Origin of the sequence: Pseudomonas cichorii (assembly GCF_018343775.1) — a bacterium.
Lineage (GTDB): Bacteria > Pseudomonadota > Gammaproteobacteria > Pseudomonadales > Pseudomonadaceae > Aquipseudomonas > Aquipseudomonas cichorii.
Window position 1 is genome coordinate 5,267,775 of sequence record NZ_CP074349.1, and the last position, 18,488, is coordinate 5,286,262.

Here is an 18,488-nt window from a genome sequence, read left to right on the forward strand (position 1 = left end):
TGCTAGTGTCGCGGCGGTTTAATCTTCACCGGGAATGCCGCCATGGCCCGCAAGAAAGCTGCACTGGATTTCGAACAATCCCTTACCGATCTGCAAACGCTGGTTGAGCGTCTGGAGAATGGTGAGCTGTCGTTGGAAGACTCATTGACCGCTTTCGAGCAAGGCGTGCGCCTCACACGTGACTGTCAGAATGCCCTGGCCCAGGCCGAGCAGAAGGTGCAGGTATTGCTGGAGCGCGACGGCGAACTGGCCGAAGAGCCCTTTGAAGCGGATCAACCCGAATGATCGCGAGCTATCAGGCCCAAAGCCAGGCTCGCGTCAACGCGGCACTTGATGGTCTGTTTGAAGCGCCAAGCCCGGAGCTGACCCGGCTTTATGCCGCGATGCGCTATAGCGTGATGAACGGTGGTAAGCGGGTACGTCCGTTACTGGCTTATGCAGCCTGTGAAGCGCTGGGCGGTGTTGCCGAGGATGCCAATGGCGCCGCCTGCGCAGTCGAGCTGATCCATGCCTATTCACTGGTGCATGATGATCTGCCGGCCATGGACGATGACGACCTGCGTCGCGGCCAGCCCACCACCCATAAAGCCTTTGATGAAGCCTGTGCGATCCTCGCGGGCGACGGCCTGCAAAGCCTGGCGTTTACCGCTCTGCTCGATCCGCGCCTGAGCTCACGTGATGCCGAAACCCGCTTGCAGATGGTCAGCGCCCTGGCGCAGGCCGCTGGCCCGGCAGGCATGGTGGGCGGGCAAGCCATTGACTTGGGGTCGGTAGGCTTGAAGCTCGATCAAGCCGCACTGGCGTTCATGCACCGGCACAAGACCGGTGCACTGATCGAAGCCAGTGTCAGGCTCGGCGCGCTGGCCAGCGGTCATGCCGATCAAGCCCGACTCGACGCACTGCAGGTCTATGCTCGCGCTATTGGTCTAGCCTTTCAGGTACAGGACGACATTCTCGACGTTGAAAGCGATACCGCTACTCTGGGCAAGCGCCAGGGTGCCGATATTGCCCGTGACAAACCGACTTATCCCGCGTTGCTTGGCCTGGAACCGGCCAAGGCCTATGCGCTGGAACTTCGCGATCAGGCGCTGAACGCGCTGCGGCCATTTGACTCAGCCGCAGAGCCGTTGCGGGAGCTGGCGCGTTACATCGTCGAACGCCGCAACTGACATAGCAACCGAACGTCAGACCTGATGAATCAACGACGCTCGATCAGGTCTGATTCATGACTCCTGCGTATCTGCAGATGCACTTCATGGGCAGCTTGCGATGCATAAGGTAAACTGCCGCCTCTTTTACTTATAACGATTCGCCTGATGCCCACGACGTTCAAAGAGATTCCCCGCGAGCGCCCGGTTACGCCGCTGCTCGACCGTGCAGATACACCGGACGGCCTGCGCCGCCTGGGTGAAGCCGAGCTGGAAACCCTGGCCGATGAACTGCGCCTGGAGTTGCTCTATTCCGTTGGCCAGACCGGCGGGCACTTCGGTGCAGGCCTTGGCGTCATCGAGCTGACCATCGCCCTGCATTACGTGTTCGATACCCCGGATGACCGTCTGGTCTGGGATGTCGGTCATCAGGCCTATCCGCACAAAATCCTCACCGGCCGCCGCCAGCGCATGACCACTCTGCGCCAGAAGGACGGCATTGCCGCGTTCCCGCGTCGCAGCGAGAGCGAGTACGACACCTTTGGCGTCGGGCACTCCAGCACCTCCATCAGTGCTGCGCTGGGCATGGCGATTGCCGCCCGTCTGCAAGGCAGTGACCGCAAGTCCATCGCGGTCATCGGCGACGGCGCACTGACCGCTGGCATGGCTTTCGAGGCGCTGAACCACGCGCCGGAAGTTGCCGCTGACATGCTGGTGATCCTCAACGACAACGATATGTCGATCTCACGCAACGTCGGCGGACTGTCGAACTATCTGGCCAAGATTCTTTCCAGTCGCACTTACACCAGCATGCGTGAAGGCAGCAAGAAAGTGCTTTCCCGCCTGCCCGGTGCCTGGGAAATCGCCCGCCGCACTGAAGAGTACGCCAAGGGCATGCTGGTACCCGGCACCCTGTTTGAAGAACTGGGCTGGAACTACATCGGCCCTATCGATGGTCACGACCTGCCAACCCTGATCGCCACCCTGCGTAACATGCGTGACCTCAAGGGCCCGCAGTTCCTGCATGTCGTGACCAAGAAAGGCAAAGGCTTCGCGCCAGCCGAAGTCGACCCTATCGGCTATCACGCCATCACCAAGCTCGACCCGCTGAATGCCCCCGCCGCGCCGAAAAAAGCCAGCGGGCCCAAGTATTCGGGCGTGTTCGGTCAGTGGATCTGTGACATGGCCAAGGCTGATTCACGGCTGGTGGGGATTACCCCAGCCATGAAAGAAGGCTCAGATCTGGTGGAGTTCAGCGAGCGTTTCCCGAGTCGCTACTTCGACGTGGCGATTGCCGAGCAGCACGCGGTGACACTTGCCGCCGGCATGGCCTGTGAAGGCAGCAAACCGGTGGTCGCGATCTACTCCACCTTCCTGCAGCGCGGTTATGACCAACTGGTGCATGACGTGGCGGTGCAAAACCTCGACGTGCTGTTCGCCATCGACCGCGCCGGTCTGGTGGGTGAAGACGGCCCGACTCACGCGGGCAGCTTCGATCTGTCTTATCTGCGCTGCATTCCCGGCATGCTGGTGATGACACCGAGCGACGAAAACGAGCTGCGTCAGATGCTCAACACCGGTTACCTGTATGTTGGCCCGGCAGCGGTGCGCTACCCGCGTGGCACCGGCCCGAATGCAGTGATCGACAACGGCCTGCAACCTATCGAAATCGGTAAGGGCGTGGTGCGTCGTCAAGGCAAGCGCGTTGCCATGCTGGTGTTTGGCGTGCAACTGGCCGATGCGCTGGAAGTCGCGGAAAAAAGCGATGCCACGGTGATCGACATGCGCTTCGTCAAGCCACTGGACGAAGCCCTGATCCGGGAAACGGCAGCCAGCCATGATCTGCTGGTCACCCTCGAAGAAAACGCCATCATGGGTGGCGCGGGCGCGGCGGTCAGCGAGTTCCTGGCGCGGGAGAATATCCTCAAGTCGGTGCTGCATCTCGGCTTGCCAGACATCTATGTCGAACACGCCAAACCGGCGCAGATGCTGGCCGAGTGTGGTCTGGATGCAGACGGTATCGAAGCGGCGATCAAGGCACGATTGGCGTTGATTGACTGAAGCTGAACCGGCAAAAGCAAAAAGGCGCTCAGTGAGCGCCTTTTTTGTACCTGAGATTTATCCCAGTTGCGGCGGGATGCGATACAGGTAGAACAGCGCCACGGTGGAGAGCGCGAGCAGAAATACCGGCACCGGTTCAAGCCCGATGAACAGGGCACCTGCGGCGATCCAGGCCGGAATCCCGGCAAACAGGAAGGCAATGCGGCGAGTGGCGGCCAGTTTGAGCCAGGCGGCGGTTTCTTCAGGTGTATCGAGTGCCGCCTGAGTGGCGATCAAGGCACGCTTGAAAGCGCCGAAAGGCTTGAGGCTAAGGAACATCGAAGCAACACCGGCGATGAACAACGGCATTGCCAGTAAATGAATCAGGACTTCGCCCGCATCCAGAAAGATGCAAACCACCAACAATGGCGCAAGACTCAGGCCCAGTTGCTGCCACCAGGCCAGCACCATCCGTCTGCGCACATTGTTGCGATTCACGCCGGATCGACCTCACTTTGGTGCTCATTGCCCATCATGTGGCCCAGCTTGCCGGCCTTTGTCGCCAGGTACAGTTTGTTGTGCGGGTTGTGGCCGGTGTGCAGCGGCACGCGCTCGGCCACCTTGATGCCCATGTCGGTCAAGGCTTTGACCTTGCGCGGGTTGTTGGTCATCAGGCGCAGGGAACCGACCTTCAGGTGTTGCAGCATCGGCAGGCAGATCGCGTAATCACGCTGGTCGGCCGCAAAGCCCAGACGCTCGTTGGCTTCGACGGTATCGGCGCCGCCGTCCTGCAATTCGTAGGCGCGGATCTTGTTCATCAGGCCAATGCCGCGACCTTCCTGACGCAGATACAGCAGAACACCACGACCTTCGATGGCAATGGCGCGCAGTGCGGCTTCAAGTTGCGAGCCGCAGTCGCAACGCTGGCTGAACAAGGCATCGCCGGTCAGGCATTCGGAATGCACCCGCCCAAGAACAGGAGCGCCATCGGCAATATCACCCAGGCTCAGAACAACGTGCTCGCGCCCGGTTTCCTGCTCGAAAAAGCCGTTCATGGTGAATTCTGCAAAAGGGGTAGGCAGCTTGGAGGCAGCAACAAATACGACGGGCACCGTGTGCTCCTGGTAGTAGAAGACTGAGAATTCGCAAGATCCGATTGTAACAGCACGTTCCTGGGGACGCTTAGGCTGAATTCTTACCGATTAATATCAAAAAGCTAGATCAATCCCCAGGCCCAGACCAGTCCCTGCATGGAAAACCAGGCAAATACACCGGCCAGCACATCATCGATCATGATGCCGAAGCCACCGTGAACATGCCTGTCCAGCCAGCGAATGGGCCATGGCTTGAGGATGTCGAAAAAGCGGAACACCAGAAAACCCACCAGCAACCATGCCCAGCCTTCAGGTACCAGCCAGAGGGTAATCCACATCCCGACCATTTCGTCCCAGACGATGCCTTCATGGTCGTGCACGCCCAGATCATCCGCCACCTTGCCGCACAGCCAGAAGCCAAACAACATGGTGACACCCAGCATGAGCCAGTAACCCCAGTCCGGCAGCATCTGCCACAAAGGGATAAATGGCACTGCAACGATAGAACCCCAGGTTCCGGGCGCCTTGGGCAACGTGCCCGAACCAAAACCGAAGGCGAGAAAATGCCAGGGGTTGGTCCAGACCGAAGGTGGTACAAACTCGGCTGAAACCTGTTCGGGGTTGTCTTTCACACTTCACTCCGAAAATGCTGATAGCCCAGCGCGGCAGGCGTGATGTCTTGCCCGTCGGCATCCAGCAACGCAACGCCCTGCCCTTCAACCACTCGCCCGATCACATGCACCGGCCAGCCAGCATCGAGCAGGCCGGTCAGTTGCTCGGGCGGCAGCGTGAAGGCCAGCAGATAATCATCGCCACCACTGAGCGCCGCCTGCTGTGCAGCAGGCAGATCAAACAACTGTAGCAAGGGCGCAGACATTGGCAGCTTGTCCCGCTCGACCAGCAGGCGCACAGCCGACGACCGGGCAATGTGCCCACAGTCCGCGAGCAAACCATCGGAAATATCCAGCGCAGCCGTAGCCTTGCCACGCAACGCTTGCCCCAGCGCCAGTTGCGGCTGTGGCGACCAGTAACGAGCAAGCAAGGGTTCGGCAATAGAAGGCTCGGCGCTGCGCTGATTCAGTACCAGCGGCAAAGCTGCCGCCGCATCGCCCAAGGCTCCGCCGACGCACAGCAAATCGCCTTCGCGGGCACCGCTGCGAGTCAAAGCCTGACCGGCAGGTACGGCACCGAATACTGTCAGCGTCAGGCTCAATGGCCCACGCGTGGTATCGCCGCCCACCAGACGCAACGAACACACCTGCGCCATCAGGTTCAAGCCTTCGGCAAAGGCCTGCAACCAGGCGGCTTCAACCTGAGGCAAGGTAAGGGCAAGTGTGAAGGCCACAGGGCGGGCCCCCATGGCAGCCAGATCGCTGGCGGAAACCGCCAGGGCGCGCTGGCCAAGCAGAAAGGGGTCGCAGGCGTGGGGGAAGTGCACCCCGGCAACCAGCGTATCGGTGGAAATCGCCAACTGCTCGCCGGGCGTTAACGCCAGCAGCGCGCAGTCGTCGCCGATGCCAAGTGCAACGCCTTCGCCGTCCTGCGCACAGGGCGCGGCAGCGAAGTAATTGCGGATCAGCTCGAATTCACCCATGTGAAGTCCAGGCGCCAATCAGCGCTTGTGGGCCTTCACTTCAGCTTCGCGCAGACGCGGCGCCAGCTTGTCCAGCACGCCATTGACGAACTTGTGGCCGTCAGTGGAACCGTAGACTTTTGCCAGCTCGATGCCTTCGTTGATCACAACGCGATAAGGCACGTCGATGCGCTTGAGCAGTTCGAACGTGGACAGGCGCAATACCGCCAGCTCGACCGGGTCCAGCTCTTCGACGGTCAGGTCAAGGCAAGGCTTGAGTGCGACATCGATTTCGGTCTTGTTGGTGGCAACGCCATGCAGCAACTCGCGGAAGTAAGCGCTGTCGACGTTACTGAAATCGTTGTCGACGCGAAACTGCGCTTCGATTTCGTTCAACGAATGACCTGCCATGTGCCACTGGTACAGCGCCTGGGTCGCGAGCTGACGCGCTTCGCGACGTTTGGCGCTCTTGCCTTTGGCTGCCTCGGGAGACTGGGCGTCACGCGGGTTGAACTGATCGCTATCGTCGGAAATCACTTGGCCTCCAACTGCGACAGCAGACTGACCATTTCAATGGCAGACAGTGCAGCTTCAGCGCCTTTATTACCGGCCTTGGTGCCGGAGCGCTCGATGGCTTGCTCGATGGAGTCGACAGTCAGTACGCCGAAAGCGACTGGAATGCCTGCGTCCATGGAAACCTGAGCCAGGCCTTTGACGCATTCGCCAGCCACGTATTCAAAGTGCGGAGTACCGCCACGGATCACTGCGCCCAGGGCGACGATGGCCGAGAACTCTTTGCGTTGGGCAACTTTCTGCACAACCAGAGGAATCTCGAAAGCACCCGGCGCGCGGATGATGGTGATGTCGCTTTCGCTCACGCCATGGCGAACCAGCGCATCGACAGCGCCGCTCACCAGACTTTCCACGACGAAGCTGTTGAAACGGCCAACTACCAAGGCATAGCGGCCTTGTGGGGCGATGAAGGTACCTTCGATGGTCTTCAAGGTCATTGGGGTGAGTCTCGTATTAAAGAGCAAGCCCGCATTGGGGCGGACTTTCAGGGATTGTAGGCCACGAATCGGAACTGCCGGGCCGGAACATGCAAAACACAAGCGTCAGCACGCAACGACCTGCCGGTATTTATTCGGAGGGCACGTATTCTACAACTTCCAGATCGAAACCGGATATCGCATTGAACTTCATTGGTGAACTCATCAGGCGCATTTTGCGCACGCCGAGGTCACGAAGGATCTGGGAACCGGCGCCAACCGTGCTGTATGTGGTCGGTGTCTTGATGACCTGTTGCCCGGCTTTTTCCCGGATATGGGCCAGCAGAACATCGCCATCGAGCGGGTGACCAAGCAACAGAACCACACCGCTGCCTGCCTCGGAAACCGCAGACATCGCGGCCCGCAGGCTCCAGCGACCCGGCTGTCTGACCATCAGCAGGTCGCGCAGCGGATCCATGTTGTGCACACGAACCAGGGTCGGTTCTTCTGCACATATATTGCCCAGGGTCAGCGCCAGGTGGACGTCGCCTTCAACGGAATCGCGGTAGGTCACCAGGTTGAAATGACCCAGCTCGCTGTCCATTGGCTGCTCGGCAATCCGCTGAACGGTACGTTCGTGGATCATCCGATAGTGAATCAGGTCGGCAATGGTGCCGATCTTGATGTCGTGTTCCAGGGCAAAGGCTTCGAGCTCGGCGCGACGAGACATGGTGCCGTCGTCGTTCATCACTTCGCAGATCACGCCGCTCGGCTCGAAACCGGCCATGCGCGCCAGATCGCATGCTGCTTCCGTGTGACCGGCACGGGACAGGGTTCCGCCTGCCTGTGCCATCAACGGGAAGATATGACCAGGGCTGACGATATCTTCAGCCTTGGCATCCTTTGCAGCCGCCGCCTGCACGGTGCGGGCACGGTCAGCGGCGGAGATGCCGGTGGTCACGCCTTCGGCAGCTTCGATGGACACCGTGAACTTGGTGCCGAAACCCGAACCGTTACGCGGCGCCATCAGCGGCAGTTTGAGGGTTTCACAACGCTCGCGGGTCATGGGCATGCAAATCAGGCCACGGGCGTACTTGGCCATGAAGTTGATGTGTTCGGCTTTGACGCATTCGGCGGCCATGATCAGGTCGCCTTCGTTCTCGCGGTCTTCATCATCCATCAGGATGACCATCTTGCCCTGGCGGATGTCTTCAACCAGTTCTTCGATCGTGTTGAGCGCCACTCGGCACCCCCTTCAATTCAGGATTTGAGGTAGCCGTTCTCGGCCAGAAAGCTTTCGGTGATCCCGCCATGGCCGGGCTCGGCAGCCTTGTCACCCAACAGCAGGCGCTCCAGATAGCGCGCCAGCAGATCCACCTCGAGATTGACCTTACGGCCCGGGCGGTAGTCGGCCATGATGGTCTCGACGAGGGTGTGCGGCACGATGGTCAGCTCGAATTCGGCGCCATTGACCGAGTTGACGGTCAGACTGGTGCCGTCGACGGTGATCGAACCTTTATGAGCGATGTACTTGGCCAGTTCGCGGGGAGCGCGCACGCGAAACTGGATCGCACGGGCGTTATCTTCACGGGATACGATTTCGCCCACGCCATCGACATGGCCGCTGACCAGATGGCCGCCCAGACGCGAAGTCGGGGTCAGGGCCTTTTCCAGGTTGACCCGGCTGCCGGCCTTCAGGTCGACAAACGCGGTAACGGTCAGGGTTTCACGACTGACGTCAGCCCAGAAACCGTCGCCAGGCAGTTCAACGGCTGTCAGGCAGACGCCATTGACCGCGATGCTGTCGCCCAGTTTGACGTCACTCAGATCGAGCTTGCCGGTTTCCACGTAAACGCGGACATCGCCGCCTTTGGGAGTCAGGGCGCGGATGCTGCCGATGGATTCGATAATGCCGGTAAACATGGGTCCTCCGGGAGAACAAGGGCTGCGCGCTAAGCGAAAGCCGGGAATTATACGCCCTGAGCCGGAACAGGGAGAGCGATGACTCGCCAGTCATTGCCGACTGCGCGCATTTCTACAATCTTCAGCTCCAGGGCTTCGCTCATTTGTGCCAGCGGCAGGTCGAGCAGCGGGCGGGCCGTGGAGCCCATGAACTTGCCCGCGATGAAAATCTGATATTCGTCGACCAACCCCAGGCGGGTGAAAGCTCCGGCCAGACGCGGCCCCGCTTCGACCAGCACGTCATTGACGCCACGTGCCGCAAGCTCGACCAGCAACTTGCGCAGGTCAACATGGCCATCGTTGTTGGCCAGGGCCAGCATTTCATGGCCTTCCTCGTGATAACGGCTACGTGCCGACGCTGCGGCGCGGGTCGCAACGAGAGCGCTGCCGGCCTTGAAGAACGGTGCATCCAGCGGCACTCGCAGACGACTGTCGATCAAGACCCGCAAGGGCGGGCGCGTGGCAGCCAAGGCACTCAGCTCTGCATTCAGGCCCAGCTCGTCAGGGCGCACAGTCAGCCGCGCCTTGTCGGCCAATACCGTATCGGCGCCCGTCAGCACCACACTCGACTGCGCTCGCAGCCGTTGCACGGCGGAGCGGGCCTCAGGACCCGTGATCCACTGGCTTTCACCGCTGGCCATGGCCGTGCGACCATCCAGGCTCATGGCCAGTTTGACCCGCACATAAGGCAGGCCTTTTTCCATTCGCTTGAGGAAGCCCTTGTTCAGCGCACGGGCTTCAGCCTCCAGCACACCGCACTGAACCGCGATGCCAGCGCTCATCAAGCGCAGCAGACCGCGACCGGCCACTTCCGGATTGGGGTCCTGCATGGCAGCCACAACCCGGGCGACCCCGACATTGATCAGCGCATCGGCACAAGGCGGCGTACGACCATGGTGGCTGCAGGGTTCGAGGGTGACGTAAGCGGTTGCACCACGGGCCTTGTCGCCCGCCTGACGCAAGGCATGCACTTCGGCATGGGGCTCGCCCGCCCGCGCATGCCAGCCCTCGCCCACGATCTGGCCGTCATGCACGATCACGCAGCCGACACGGGGATTGGGATGAGCGGAATAGATGCCTTTGCGCGCCAGTTCCAGCGCACGGGCCATGTAATGGACGTCCAGAGCGCCTTGCTCAGTCAACGCTGTACTCATTCTTTACCCGGCTCACGAGCAAGACGCTCGATTTCCTCACGAAACTCGTTGAGATCCTGGAAGCGTCGATAGACCGAAGCAAAACGGATATAGGCCACTTCATCGAGCTTTTGCAGCTCGGTCATGACCAGCTCACCCACCACCAGGGATTTGACTTCACGCTCGCCAGTTGCGCGCAGCTTGTGCTTGATGTGCACAAGGGCAGCCTCAAGGCGCTCGACGCTCACAGGGCGTTTTTCAAGAGCCCGCTGCATGCCGGCCCGCAACTTTTCTTCGTCGAAGGGCTGTCGGCTACCGTCCTGCTTGATCAGGCGGGGCAGGACCAGCTCGGCGGTTTCAAAGGTCGTGAAACGCTCGCCGCAAGCCAGGCACTCGCGACGGCGACGTACCTGTTCGCCTTCGGCAACAAGGCGTGAGTCGATGACTTTGGTGTCATTGGCACCGCAGAAGGGACAGTGCATGGTGGCAGGCAACAAAAAATGGGGAGCGCCATGGTAGCGCATCCCGCTGGCAAGACAAGACTCCGGCAGCATACGAACACGGCTGCACACCGTTAATGCGTTATAAAAGTGCATCAAGGCGATGTGAAACTGCCTGCATTCGGTAATACTGCACCACGGCCTTTTTATCAGCCCTTTGTATTTTGTTTTTGTTGGAGCCGTTCATGACGTTACGCCCCATCGCCTTGCTCGGGCTCATCGGCCTGCTGAGCGCCTGCAGCAGCACTGAAGCCCCACAACCGGCTCCGGCCAAACCCGCAGTGGCAGCGCCCAAGGTTCCTGCAGGCCCTGGCCCGTTGTTGCCTCATCAACGGGAACTGAGCGGGCAGCTCTTGGGTGTACCTGCCAATGCAGAAGTCGAACTGGCGGTGCTGGTGATCGACGAGCGTGGCCGCCCGCAAAAACTGCTGACCAGCACCAAGCTGCAAGGCAACGGCCAGTCGCTGCCCTTTCAGTTGCGCTTCAACCCGGAAGCCTTCCCGGTTGGCCAGCGGGTCGAGTTGCGCGGACGCGCCAGCAAATCAGGCCAGTTGATCCTGCATCTGCCGTCGTTGCGTATCGAGCAACCCACCACTCAGGCATTGGGACAGTTACAGTTCGTCAGCGCGCCATGACTGCACCGCCAGCCCTTCAGCAGTCGCTGAGCCAGTTGCTTGGCGACGCCCGACTGGTCGCCACTGCGCTACCGGGCACCGAGCTGAAACTGTGGCTGATAGACGCCGACAACATGGACCGCGCCTTCAGCCCTGACGAGACACGCCGCATTCTGGAAGAGCCGCCTTACTGGAGTTTCTGCTGGGCCAGCGGCCTGGCGTTGGCACACTTTCTGGCCGAGCACCCGCATTGGGTCGCAGGCAAGCGTGTACTGGATTTCGGGGCGGGCTCCGGTGTTGCAGGCATTGCCGCTGTCAGGGCCGGTGCCGCCGAAGTGGTCGCATGCGATCTGGACCCGCTGGCGCTGGCGGCCTGCCGGGCCAATGCCGAACTCAATGATGTACAACTCGGTTACTCGGCAGACTTCTTTGCCGAAGCCGATCGTTTCGACCTGATTCTGGTTGCGGATGTCTTGTATGACCGCGCCAACCTGCCGTTGCTGGATCAATTTCTCAGCCGTGGCCGTGAGGCACTGGTTGCGGACTCACGGGTCCGCGACTTCAGGCATGTCGCTTATCAACGCCTGGCGATGCTGCATGCCCATACCCTTCCGGATCTGGCAGAGCCCCACGAGTTTCGCGACGTCAGTCTGTATCACGCCCGACGCTGAAGCGTCACCGTAGGTCTTGCCTTGATACTCGCCGCTTTCAGCAATGCCTTGAGGCCTTTATAGTTGGCGGCATTCAGATTTTGCGAGACACGCAATGAGCCAGGACACTTCTTACATCTTCGAGACAACCGCAGCGAACTTCGACCAGTTGGTGATCGACAAGTCATTCGATCAGCCCGTGCTGGTGGACTTCTGGGCCGAGTGGTGTGCGCCTTGCAAAGTGCTGATGCCGTTGCTGGAACAGATCACGGCGAGCTATCAGGGTGAATTGCTGCTGGCCAAGGTCAACTGCGATATCGAACAGGAAATCGTCGCTCGCTTCGGTATCCGCAGCCTGCCGACCGTGGTGCTGTTCAAGGATGGCCAGCCGGTGGATGGTTTTGCCGGCGCGCAGCCCGAGTCGGAAATCCGCAAGATTCTCGAACAGCATGTGGTCATGCCGCCTCCGCCAGCAGCCGATCCGCTGCAACAGGCTCAGGCGCTGTTCGCCGAAAGCCGTTTCTCCGATGCCGAAGCAGTGCTCAAGGTGCTGCTGGGCGAAGACAATACCAATGCCTCGGCACTGATTCTGTATGCGCGCTGCCTGGCTGAGCGTGGCGAGTTGGGCGAAGCACGCACCGTGCTGGATGCGGTCAAGAGCGACGCCCATAAGGCCGAACTTGCGGGCGCGAAGGCGCAACTGACGTTCCTGGCCGAAGCAGCCACTCTGCCGGATGCTGCAGAGCTGAAAACCCGTCTGGCGCAGAATCCGCTGGATGATGAAGCATCACATCAACTGGCCGTCCAGCAATTGTCTCGCCAGCAATATGAGGCGGCGCTGGAAGGCCTGCTCAAACTGTTCATCCGCAACCGCAATTACGCCGAAGGCCTGCCGCACAAGACACTGCTGCAAGTATTCGACCTGCTGGGCAATGACCATCCGCTGGTGACGACCTACCGTCGCAAGTTGTTTGCAGCGTTGTATTGAGCAGACCTTCCTGGCGATTTACCAGGGCTCTTCGCGAATGAATTCGCTCCTGCGGTGTAATGCCGATCAGTCAGGGGACACACAAAGTGATCTATGACCTTAACTGATCGGCATTATTCCTACGGTGAGCTGATTTCGACCCAGCTATACAGCGGTGCATCCGCGCCGCTTTCGACTTTCACATTGGCGCTATGACGCAGACGCACCAGCAGGCGTTTGCCAGCGGCGGTGCTGCCGGTCAGCCCTTCCAGTTTCCCCAGCAGATCCGGCCCACTGAGTTGTCCGGCCTTTTGCAGCAGGTCCCTGGCGGCCTGCCAGGTCCTGTCGTCCTGATTGACCGGCCTGTTTTCCACGACGCTGCTCACCTCGGGGGCGGCAGCCTTGAGCTGGGCACCCAGTTGCGCCCAGTCCCCGTCGTCCAGTTCCAGCGTCAAATCCACAGGCCATTGGCCGATGGTTCCACGAATACGTAACATGTTCTGTCCTCGCTTGACTGGCGCACATGCTCCCACAGCATCAGACACAGAGCCAGCGAGCGGCCCGAACATCATCCCCCATCAGAAAGCCGCCAAAGGCCCCTGCGTCATAGGCGTTTTCCCAGTGTTCGACGACCTTTCCGTCACGAAAGCGCCACAGCCCGCAGAACGGCATGCAGATGCTCTTGTCGGCGGACGTTGCGCGCAGGTTGCCGAGAACCGTACCGAAATACTCATTGGCGATGATTTCCTGCACATCCATATGAAGCGAAGAGTGCGTCATAGCGATGAGTTCGACTTCATGACTGCGCACCGCCTCCTTGCCAGTGGCGGTGGGTGGGCAGGCGTTCTGATCGGCCTTGTGCAACACGATGTCATCATCCGCAAACTCGGCAATGCGGGTCAGATCCTTATAGATAGCGCGCAGGGTTTCGATATTCCGCTGGCAGGTGCTCATGGCATGCCCTCCTCAGCGCTCGGGACGCCAGGTCGGCAGCGAAAGGCTATCGACTTCCCGAACAATGGCTGAGCGTTGATCCTCATCCAGTTGCACGCTCACAGCCTTGGCGTTTTCCTCCAGGTGGGCGATGGACGTGGTTCCGGGAATCAGCACTATGTTCGGAGCATGATTGAGCAACCACGCCAGAGCCAGTTGTGAAGGTGTCAGGCCATAGTGGCTGGCTAGAGGCTGCAACGCGCTGTCAGGCCCGACAAGGGCGCCATGACCAAGCGGGAACCATGGAATGAACGCGATATTCAATGCCTGGGCCCGCTGCAATACCGGCTCATCGGTGCGATCGGCAATGTTGTAGAGGTTCTCGATGGCGGCAATGTTCGCCACACGATGGGCCTGCTCCAGTTGCTCCAGAGTCACGCCTGGCTGGTTGGATAATCCGATGTGGAGGATCTTGCCCTGCTCGCGCAAACGGACAAGCTCGCCCAGGGATTCGGCAAGCGGCACTTGCGGGTCAATGCTGTGCAATTGATACAAGTCGATACGCTCGACCTGAAGACGGCGCAAGCTCATTTCAACCTGCTGACGCAGATACTCGGGCCGCCCCAAGGGCACGATATACGGAGCGCCCGGCGCGCCATGTATCCAGTCATTGGGGCCGGACCTCAGCATTCCGCCCTTGGTGGAAATGATCAGATTCTCAGGATAGGGGTAAAGCGCATCGCGAATGATGTCTTCGTTATTGCCCGGCCCGTAGGAGTCTGCCGTGTCGAGAAAGGTGACACCCAGGTCATGCACGGCATGGCGCAATAACGCCTTGGCCTGCTCAGTATTCTCCGCTGGCCCCCACATGCCATAACCGGTCAGGTGCATGGCACCATAGCCCATGCGCTTGATGGGCGTGTCGCCTCCCAGTAAAAAAGCATCTGGCGCTAAAGCTGCTGTGGCAGTCATGGTAAAACCTCCCTGTTGTTCCATGTACCCAAGGTTATTTCCGCAGTGATACCGGGACCGAACCCGGCAATGATTCCGCGTGCGCCCTGATGAGCGCCGCCAGTCTCGAAAAGTCGGCGCAATGCATCCAGCACAACGGCCGATGCAATGTTGCCGTACTCGGTCAATGTGGCCCGGCTGTGCACGAACAGAGCTCCGTCCACGCCCAGGTAATGCGACAGGTCATCGAGAATCCGCGGACCACCGGCATGAATGATGTAGAAATCCAGGTCGTCGGCCTGCCAGCCATGAACTGCGGCTACCGAACGAAGCTCCGGCGCCAGTTGCTCCATGGTTCCGGGCACACGTCGATCAAGGCAGAAATGAAAGCCGGTGGCTTTGACGGCATAACTGATCCAGTCTTCGGTGCCCAGCACCAGACGCGAGCCATTACCCACCAACTGGATGCCTTCACCGCCCTGACCTCGCACCACCGCAGCCGCCAGCGCATCGCCAAACAGGCCATTGGACAGCAGATTGCCGACCGTCATGTCCGTGGGCTGATAACACAACGAACAGAACTCGCAGGCCACAATCAACACGTTGGCATCCCGATAAGCCAGGCAGAAATCATGGGCACGATTGATGGCCGAGCCGCCAGCCGCACACCCCAGTTGGGCGATGGGTATCTGCCGTGTATCGGTGCGAAACTCCAGCTCATTGATCATCCAGGCCGTCAGCGAAGGCATCATGAAACCGGTGCAGGACACATAAATGATCGCGTCGATCTGCCGGGGAAGCAGTTGGGCATTGGCCAGCGCCCGACTCACGACATCGGGAATGCGGGCCTTGGCTTCACGTTCATAGATGCGGTTACGCACCTCGAAGCCCGGATGCTCCAGGGTCTGCGCTATCGGTTGCACCAAATGGCGTTTGTTGACCTTGGTATTACGGATCAGACGCCGAACAAGCGCCAATTGAGGATGATGCGGGTGCAGGCTGGAAACGCTTGCCAGAGTCTCTTCAAGGCTGATCGTGAATTCCGGCACGGCAATGGCCGGACAACAAAGCGTTGGCATGACTCTCTCCCTGAGACTCGGTCCTGAACCGACAAATGCCTTCTTCATTTGACGGTAGGAGGAATTTCAGGCGCTATGAGATTGCTTCGTCATAACGTGAGTACCGCGTATGCCAAATTGAAGACACGGAGAAAAAACAGGTCACTCGCGCCATCAACTGTTATAAGATCACATAACAGATTTTTTCAAATCATGTCCGGAGTCCTTCATGCGCCGTCTGCTTCTCGCCCTACCCTTCGCCTTGCTGCCACTGGCCGTTGCCAATGCTGCCGAACCACACGATCACGAACACGAGCATGGCAGCCTGGGTGCGCATGAGCACGGCGTGGGTCGTCTGGATGTGGTCCTGTCGGGCAAGACACTGGAACTGGAATTCGAGAGCCCGGCGATGAACATCGTGGGCTTTGAACATGAAGCGACTTCCGCCGAAGACAAGGCCAAGCTGGCCAAGGCTCGCGAGCAACTGCTCAAGCCCAATGCCCTGTTCAGCATCTCGGATGCCGCCAACTGCTCGGCCACTTCGGTGAAGCTTGAAAGCGCGCTGTTCGGCGACAAGGATGACGATCATGATGACCACGGCAAGGACGGCGACGAGCATCACGAACACAGCGAAATCAAAGGCCATTACAAGTTCGTCTGCGACGCTCCGGCCATTCTGAAAAAACTGGACCTGAGCCAGATTTTCCTGACCTTCCCCGATACCAAGAAACTGCAGGTACAGCTGATCTCGCCAAGCGGCCAGTCTGGCGCAGAAGTGATTGCGGCAAACCCGTCGATCAAGTTCTGATTACCGCGTGCAGTCGAACGACCGGGCCTGGCCCGGTCTTTTACTTTTCATGTACACCTCAACACACCGTGAGTCAGGCTATGACCCAAGCACTTATCGAGCTGTCGGACCTGAGCTTCAACTGGCCGGGACATCCGCAACTGCTGGATATCCCGGCCTTTCGCCTGGAGCCTGGAGAAACACTGTTCCTCAAAGGCCCGAGCGGCAGTGGCAAGACCACCTTGCTGGGCCTGCTGGGTGGCGTACAGAAACCGGGGAGCGGCAGCATCCGTCTGTTGGGCCAGGACCTGTCGCAATTGTCGGCGGGTGCCCGAGACCGCTTTCGGGTCGATCACACCGGTTATATCTTCCAGCAGTTCAACCTGCTGCCGTTTCTTTCGGTGCGGGAGAACGTCGAGTTGCCCTGCCACTTTTCCAGAGTCCGCGCTGAACGGGCGAAACAGCGGCATGGCAGCGTCGGGCAAGCCACCAGCACGCTGCTCGCGCACCTGGGCCTGAAAGATCCAGCCCTGCTTAGCCGTCGCGCCGGTTCCCTCTCCATCGGGCAGCAACAGCGGGTGGCAGCAGCTCGCGCCTTGATCGGCCAGCCGGAACTGGTGATCGCCGACGAACCCACCTCGGCTCTGGATGCCGATACCCGGGAATCCTTCATTCGCCTGTTGTTCGCCGAATGCCGAGAAGCCGGTTCCAGCCTGTTGTTCGTGAGCCATGACCAGAGCCTGGCGCCGCTGTTCGACCGCAACCTGTCGCTGTCCGAACTCAATCGCGCTGCCGTCGACGTGGAGATTTGAGATGTATCTGTTTCGTCTGGCAATGGCCAGCCTGGCCAACCGCCGCTTCACCGCATTCCTCACTGTTTTCGCCATTGCCCTGTCGGTCTGTCTGTTGCTGGCCGTCGAGCGGGTGCGCACCGAAGCCCGCGCCAGCTTCGCCAGCACCATCAGCGGCACGGACCTGATCGTCGGCGCCCGCTCCGGCTCGATCAACCTGCTGCTCTACTCGGTGTTCCGCATCGGCAATGCCACCAACAACATTCGTTGGGACAGCTTCGAGCATCTGGCCAATCACAAGCAGGTCAAATGGGCGATTCCGATTTCCCTGGGCGACTCCCATCGCGGCTATCGGGTGATGGGCACCAACGAATCCTATTTCGAGAATTATCAGTACGGCCGCCAGCAACACCTGACACTGGCCGATGGTCGTGCCTTCCAGACCGACCCGTTTGAAGTGGTCCTGGGCTCGGAAGTCGCCAAGGCCCTGCATTACAAACTGGGCGACAAACTGGTCCTGGCACACGGCGTGGCTGCGATCAGTCTGGTCAAGCACGATGACAAACCGTTCACGGTGGTGGGCATTCTGAAACCCACCGGCACACCGGTCGACCGCACGCTGCATATCAGCCTGGGCGGCATGGAGGCCATTCACATTGACTGGCACAACGGCGCGCCTGCACGGGGCAATGAACGCATCTCCGCCGATCAGGCACGCAACATGGACCTGACGCCAACGGCGATCACGGCCGTCATGCTGGGCCTGAACAGCAAGATCGCAACGTTCAGCCTGCAACGCGAGATCAATGAATTCCGAGGCGAGCCATTGCTGGCAATATTGCCGGGTGTTGCGTTGCAGGAGTTGTGGAGTCTGATGGGCACCGCCGAAAAAGCCCTGTTCGTGATATCACTGTTCGTGGTGCTCACCGGCCTGATCGGTATGCTGACGGCTATTTTGACCAGCCTGAACGAACGTCGTCGTGAAATGGCGATCCTCCGATCAGTTGGCGCAAGGCCCTGGCACATCGCAAGCCTGTTGATTTTTGAAGCCTTTGCCCTGGCACTCGCGGGCGTCATCAGCGGCCTTGCACTGCTCTATCTCGGCATCGCACTGGCCCAGGATCTTGTACAAAACAGTTACGGTTTATACCTGTCGACTATGCCACCTGGCCAATATGAATGGAAATTGCTCGGTGGCATCCTTGCTGCCGCGCTGTTGATGGGGACTATCCCGGCATGGCGAGCCTACAGGCAATCGCTGGCCGATGGCCTGTCGATTCGCTTATGAGGAGCTTCAC

The 18,488-nt window shown here is 59.8% G+C and carries 23 protein-coding genes; 9 read left to right on the forward strand and 14 right to left on the reverse strand.

The genetic code is table 11. From position 1 onward, the window contains the following. The first annotated feature begins 42 nt into the window (after positions 1-42). The 3 genes from KGD89_RS22515 (at position 43) to dxs (ending at position 3,209) form a co-directional block, all read left to right on the forward strand. Positions 43-285, forward strand: a complete 243-nt coding sequence (locus KGD89_RS22515) for an exodeoxyribonuclease VII small subunit (RefSeq protein ID WP_025262006.1) — start codon at positions 43-45, stop codon at positions 283-285. Next, on the forward strand, positions 282-1,169 hold the full coding sequence (locus KGD89_RS22520; protein ID WP_025262007.1) for a polyprenyl synthetase family protein: 888 nt from the start codon (positions 282-284) through the stop codon (positions 1,167-1,169). The genes KGD89_RS22515 and KGD89_RS22520 overlap by 4 nt, the downstream gene beginning before the upstream one ends. Before the next feature lie 147 nt (positions 1,170-1,316). Continuing rightward, positions 1,317-3,209 carry a 1-deoxy-D-xylulose-5-phosphate synthase gene (gene dxs, locus KGD89_RS22525; protein ID WP_025262008.1) on the forward strand — a complete coding sequence of 631 codons (1,893 nt, stop codon included), beginning with the start codon at positions 1,317-1,319 and terminating at the stop codon, positions 3,207-3,209. A gap of 57 nt (positions 3,210-3,266) precedes the next feature. Here the strand turns inward: dxs and KGD89_RS22530 are convergent, their stop codons facing one another. From KGD89_RS22530 to nrdR, 10 genes are all read right to left on the reverse strand, one after another. Beyond that, positions 3,267-3,686 (reverse strand): hypothetical protein, encoded by a 420-nt coding sequence (locus tag KGD89_RS22530; RefSeq protein ID WP_025262009.1) that lies wholly within the window; start codon positions 3,684-3,686, stop codon positions 3,267-3,269. Then, positions 3,683-4,300 carry a GTP cyclohydrolase II gene (gene ribA / locus KGD89_RS22535; RefSeq protein ID WP_025262010.1) on the reverse strand — a complete coding sequence of 206 codons (618 nt, stop codon included), beginning with the start codon at positions 4,298-4,300 and terminating at the stop codon, positions 3,683-3,685. Before ribA ends, KGD89_RS22530 begins: the two co-directional genes overlap by 4 nt. A 104-nt stretch (positions 4,301-4,404) precedes the next feature. Then, complete coding sequence (locus tag KGD89_RS22540; RefSeq protein ID WP_025262011.1) at positions 4,405-4,914, reverse strand: phosphatidylglycerophosphatase A family protein; 510 nt, start codon at positions 4,912-4,914, stop codon at positions 4,405-4,407. Continuing rightward, complete coding sequence (gene thiL / locus KGD89_RS22545) at positions 4,911-5,876, reverse strand: thiamine-phosphate kinase (RefSeq protein ID WP_025262012.1); 966 nt, start codon at positions 5,874-5,876, stop codon at positions 4,911-4,913. The genes KGD89_RS22540 and thiL overlap by 4 nt, the downstream gene beginning before the upstream one ends. Positions 5,877-5,894: 18 nt before the next feature. After that, positions 5,895-6,392 carry a transcription antitermination factor NusB gene (nusB, locus tag KGD89_RS22550; RefSeq protein WP_025262013.1) on the reverse strand — a complete coding sequence of 166 codons (498 nt, stop codon included), beginning with the start codon at positions 6,390-6,392 and terminating at the stop codon, positions 5,895-5,897. Beyond that, entirely contained in the window at positions 6,389-6,865 is a 477-nt protein-coding gene (gene ribH / locus KGD89_RS22555) for a 6,7-dimethyl-8-ribityllumazine synthase (protein WP_025262014.1), read from the reverse strand. The genes nusB and ribH overlap by 4 nt, the downstream gene beginning before the upstream one ends. Positions 6,866-6,995: 130 nt before the next feature. After that, on the reverse strand, positions 6,996-8,087 hold the full coding sequence (ribBA, locus tag KGD89_RS22560) for a bifunctional 3,4-dihydroxy-2-butanone-4-phosphate synthase/GTP cyclohydrolase II (RefSeq protein ID WP_025262015.1): 1,092 nt from the start codon (positions 8,085-8,087) through the stop codon (positions 6,996-6,998). Between the two features lie 17 nt (positions 8,088-8,104). Continuing rightward, positions 8,105-8,767, reverse strand: a complete 663-nt coding sequence (locus tag KGD89_RS22565) for a riboflavin synthase (protein WP_025262016.1) — start codon at positions 8,765-8,767, stop codon at positions 8,105-8,107. A gap of 47 nt (positions 8,768-8,814) precedes the next feature. Beyond that, a complete protein-coding gene (gene ribD / locus KGD89_RS22570) occupies positions 8,815-9,960 on the reverse strand; it encodes a bifunctional diaminohydroxyphosphoribosylaminopyrimidine deaminase/5-amino-6-(5-phosphoribosylamino)uracil reductase RibD (protein ID WP_038400048.1) in 1,146 nt (381 codons plus the stop codon). Continuing rightward, a complete protein-coding gene (gene nrdR / locus KGD89_RS22575; protein WP_025262018.1) occupies positions 9,957-10,421 on the reverse strand; it encodes a transcriptional regulator NrdR in 465 nt (154 codons plus the stop codon). The genes ribD and nrdR overlap by 4 nt, the downstream gene beginning before the upstream one ends. A 203-nt stretch (positions 10,422-10,624) precedes the next feature. Here nrdR and KGD89_RS22580 point away from each other — a divergent pair, with 203 nt between their 5' ends. The 3 genes from KGD89_RS22580 (at position 10,625) to trxA (ending at position 12,691) form a co-directional block, all read left to right on the forward strand. Continuing rightward, positions 10,625-11,074 (forward strand): YbaY family lipoprotein, encoded by a 450-nt coding sequence (locus tag KGD89_RS22580; protein ID WP_025262019.1) that lies wholly within the window; start codon positions 10,625-10,627, stop codon positions 11,072-11,074. After that, the gene (locus KGD89_RS22585) at positions 11,071-11,724 is read left to right on the forward strand and encodes a class I SAM-dependent methyltransferase (protein ID WP_025262020.1); all 654 of its coding nucleotides are present in this window, start codon (positions 11,071-11,073) and stop codon (positions 11,722-11,724) included. The genes KGD89_RS22580 and KGD89_RS22585 overlap by 4 nt, the downstream gene beginning before the upstream one ends. 94 nt (positions 11,725-11,818) lie before the next feature. After that, positions 11,819-12,691, forward strand: coding sequence for a thioredoxin (gene trxA / locus KGD89_RS22590; protein ID WP_025262021.1), 873 nt, complete (start codon positions 11,819-11,821; stop codon positions 12,689-12,691). 119 nt (positions 12,692-12,810) lie between these two features. Here the strand turns inward: trxA and KGD89_RS22595 are convergent, their stop codons facing one another. From KGD89_RS22595 to KGD89_RS22610, 4 genes are read right to left on the reverse strand one after another with little or no spacing between them, the layout of a single operon-like run. After that, positions 12,811-13,167, reverse strand: a complete 357-nt coding sequence (locus KGD89_RS22595) for a hypothetical protein (protein ID WP_025262022.1) — start codon at positions 13,165-13,167, stop codon at positions 12,811-12,813. A 40-nt stretch (positions 13,168-13,207) separates the two neighbouring features. Then, positions 13,208-13,624, reverse strand: coding sequence for a nuclear transport factor 2 family protein (locus KGD89_RS22600; RefSeq protein ID WP_025262023.1), 417 nt, complete (start codon positions 13,622-13,624; stop codon positions 13,208-13,210). A gap of 12 nt (positions 13,625-13,636) precedes the next feature. Next, positions 13,637-14,575: an aldo/keto reductase gene (locus KGD89_RS22605; RefSeq protein ID WP_025262024.1), complete on the reverse strand. Its 939-nt coding sequence runs from the start codon at positions 14,573-14,575 to the stop codon at positions 13,637-13,639. Further along, entirely contained in the window at positions 14,572-15,633 is a 1,062-nt protein-coding gene (locus KGD89_RS22610; RefSeq protein ID WP_025262025.1) for a type III polyketide synthase, read from the reverse strand. Before KGD89_RS22610 ends, KGD89_RS22605 begins: the two co-directional genes overlap by 4 nt. A gap of 208 nt (positions 15,634-15,841) precedes the next feature. Here KGD89_RS22610 and KGD89_RS22615 point away from each other — a divergent pair, with 208 nt between their 5' ends. The 3 genes from KGD89_RS22615 to KGD89_RS22625 all read left to right on the forward strand — a co-directional run bounded on the left by KGD89_RS22615 (position 15,842) and on the right by KGD89_RS22625 (position 18,478). Beyond that, the gene (locus tag KGD89_RS22615) at positions 15,842-16,420 is read left to right on the forward strand and encodes a DUF2796 domain-containing protein (protein WP_025262026.1); all 579 of its coding nucleotides are present in this window, start codon (positions 15,842-15,844) and stop codon (positions 16,418-16,420) included. An 80-nt stretch (positions 16,421-16,500) separates the two neighbouring features. Beyond that, complete coding sequence (locus tag KGD89_RS22620) at positions 16,501-17,211, forward strand: ABC transporter ATP-binding protein (RefSeq protein ID WP_025262027.1); 711 nt, start codon at positions 16,501-16,503, stop codon at positions 17,209-17,211. A 1-nt stretch (position 17,212) separates the two neighbouring features. Further along, positions 17,213-18,478, forward strand: coding sequence for an ABC transporter permease (locus tag KGD89_RS22625; RefSeq protein ID WP_025262028.1), 1,266 nt, complete (start codon positions 17,213-17,215; stop codon positions 18,476-18,478). The last annotated feature ends 10 nt before the right edge of the window (positions 18,479-18,488 follow it).

Bases quoted from the DNA above. Each gene is read 5' to 3' on its own strand.
- ribD (WP_038400048.1), bottom strand. From the start codon at position 9,960: ATGAGTACAGCGTTGACTGAGCAAGGCGCTCTGGACGTCCATTACATG.
- KGD89_RS22610 (WP_025262025.1), bottom strand. From the start codon at position 15,633: ATGCCAACGCTTTGTTGTCCGGCCATTGCCGTGCCGGAATTCACGATC.
- KGD89_RS22520 (WP_025262007.1), top strand. From the start codon at position 282: ATGATCGCGAGCTATCAGGCCCAAAGCCAGGCTCGCGTCAACGCGGCA.
- KGD89_RS22580 (WP_025262019.1), top strand. From the start codon at position 10,625: ATGACGTTACGCCCCATCGCCTTGCTCGGGCTCATCGGCCTGCTGAGC.
- KGD89_RS22565 (WP_025262016.1), bottom strand. From the start codon at position 8,767: ATGTTTACCGGCATTATCGAATCCATCGGCAGCATCCGCGCCCTGACT.
- KGD89_RS22615 (WP_025262026.1), top strand. From the start codon at position 15,842: ATGCGCCGTCTGCTTCTCGCCCTACCCTTCGCCTTGCTGCCACTGGCC.
- KGD89_RS22620 (WP_025262027.1), top strand. From the start codon at position 16,501: ATGACCCAAGCACTTATCGAGCTGTCGGACCTGAGCTTCAACTGGCCG.
- KGD89_RS22585 (WP_025262020.1), top strand. From the start codon at position 11,071: ATGACTGCACCGCCAGCCCTTCAGCAGTCGCTGAGCCAGTTGCTTGGC.
- ribH (WP_025262014.1), bottom strand. From the start codon at position 6,865: ATGACCTTGAAGACCATCGAAGGTACCTTCATCGCCCCACAAGGCCGC.
- nrdR (WP_025262018.1), bottom strand. From the start codon at position 10,421: ATGCACTGTCCCTTCTGCGGTGCCAATGACACCAAAGTCATCGACTCA.
- KGD89_RS22595 (WP_025262022.1), bottom strand. From the start codon at position 13,167: ATGTTACGTATTCGTGGAACCATCGGCCAATGGCCTGTGGATTTGACG.
- dxs (WP_025262008.1), top strand. From the start codon at position 1,317: ATGCCCACGACGTTCAAAGAGATTCCCCGCGAGCGCCCGGTTACGCCG.
- KGD89_RS22600 (WP_025262023.1), bottom strand. From the start codon at position 13,624: ATGAGCACCTGCCAGCGGAATATCGAAACCCTGCGCGCTATCTATAAG.
- KGD89_RS22515 (WP_025262006.1), top strand. From the start codon at position 43: ATGGCCCGCAAGAAAGCTGCACTGGATTTCGAACAATCCCTTACCGAT.
- trxA (WP_025262021.1), top strand. From the start codon at position 11,819: ATGAGCCAGGACACTTCTTACATCTTCGAGACAACCGCAGCGAACTTC.
- thiL (WP_025262012.1), bottom strand. From the start codon at position 5,876: ATGGGTGAATTCGAGCTGATCCGCAATTACTTCGCTGCCGCGCCCTGT.
- KGD89_RS22605 (WP_025262024.1), bottom strand. From the start codon at position 14,575: ATGACTGCCACAGCAGCTTTAGCGCCAGATGCTTTTTTACTGGGAGGC.
- KGD89_RS22625 (WP_025262028.1), top strand. From the start codon at position 17,213: ATGTATCTGTTTCGTCTGGCAATGGCCAGCCTGGCCAACCGCCGCTTC.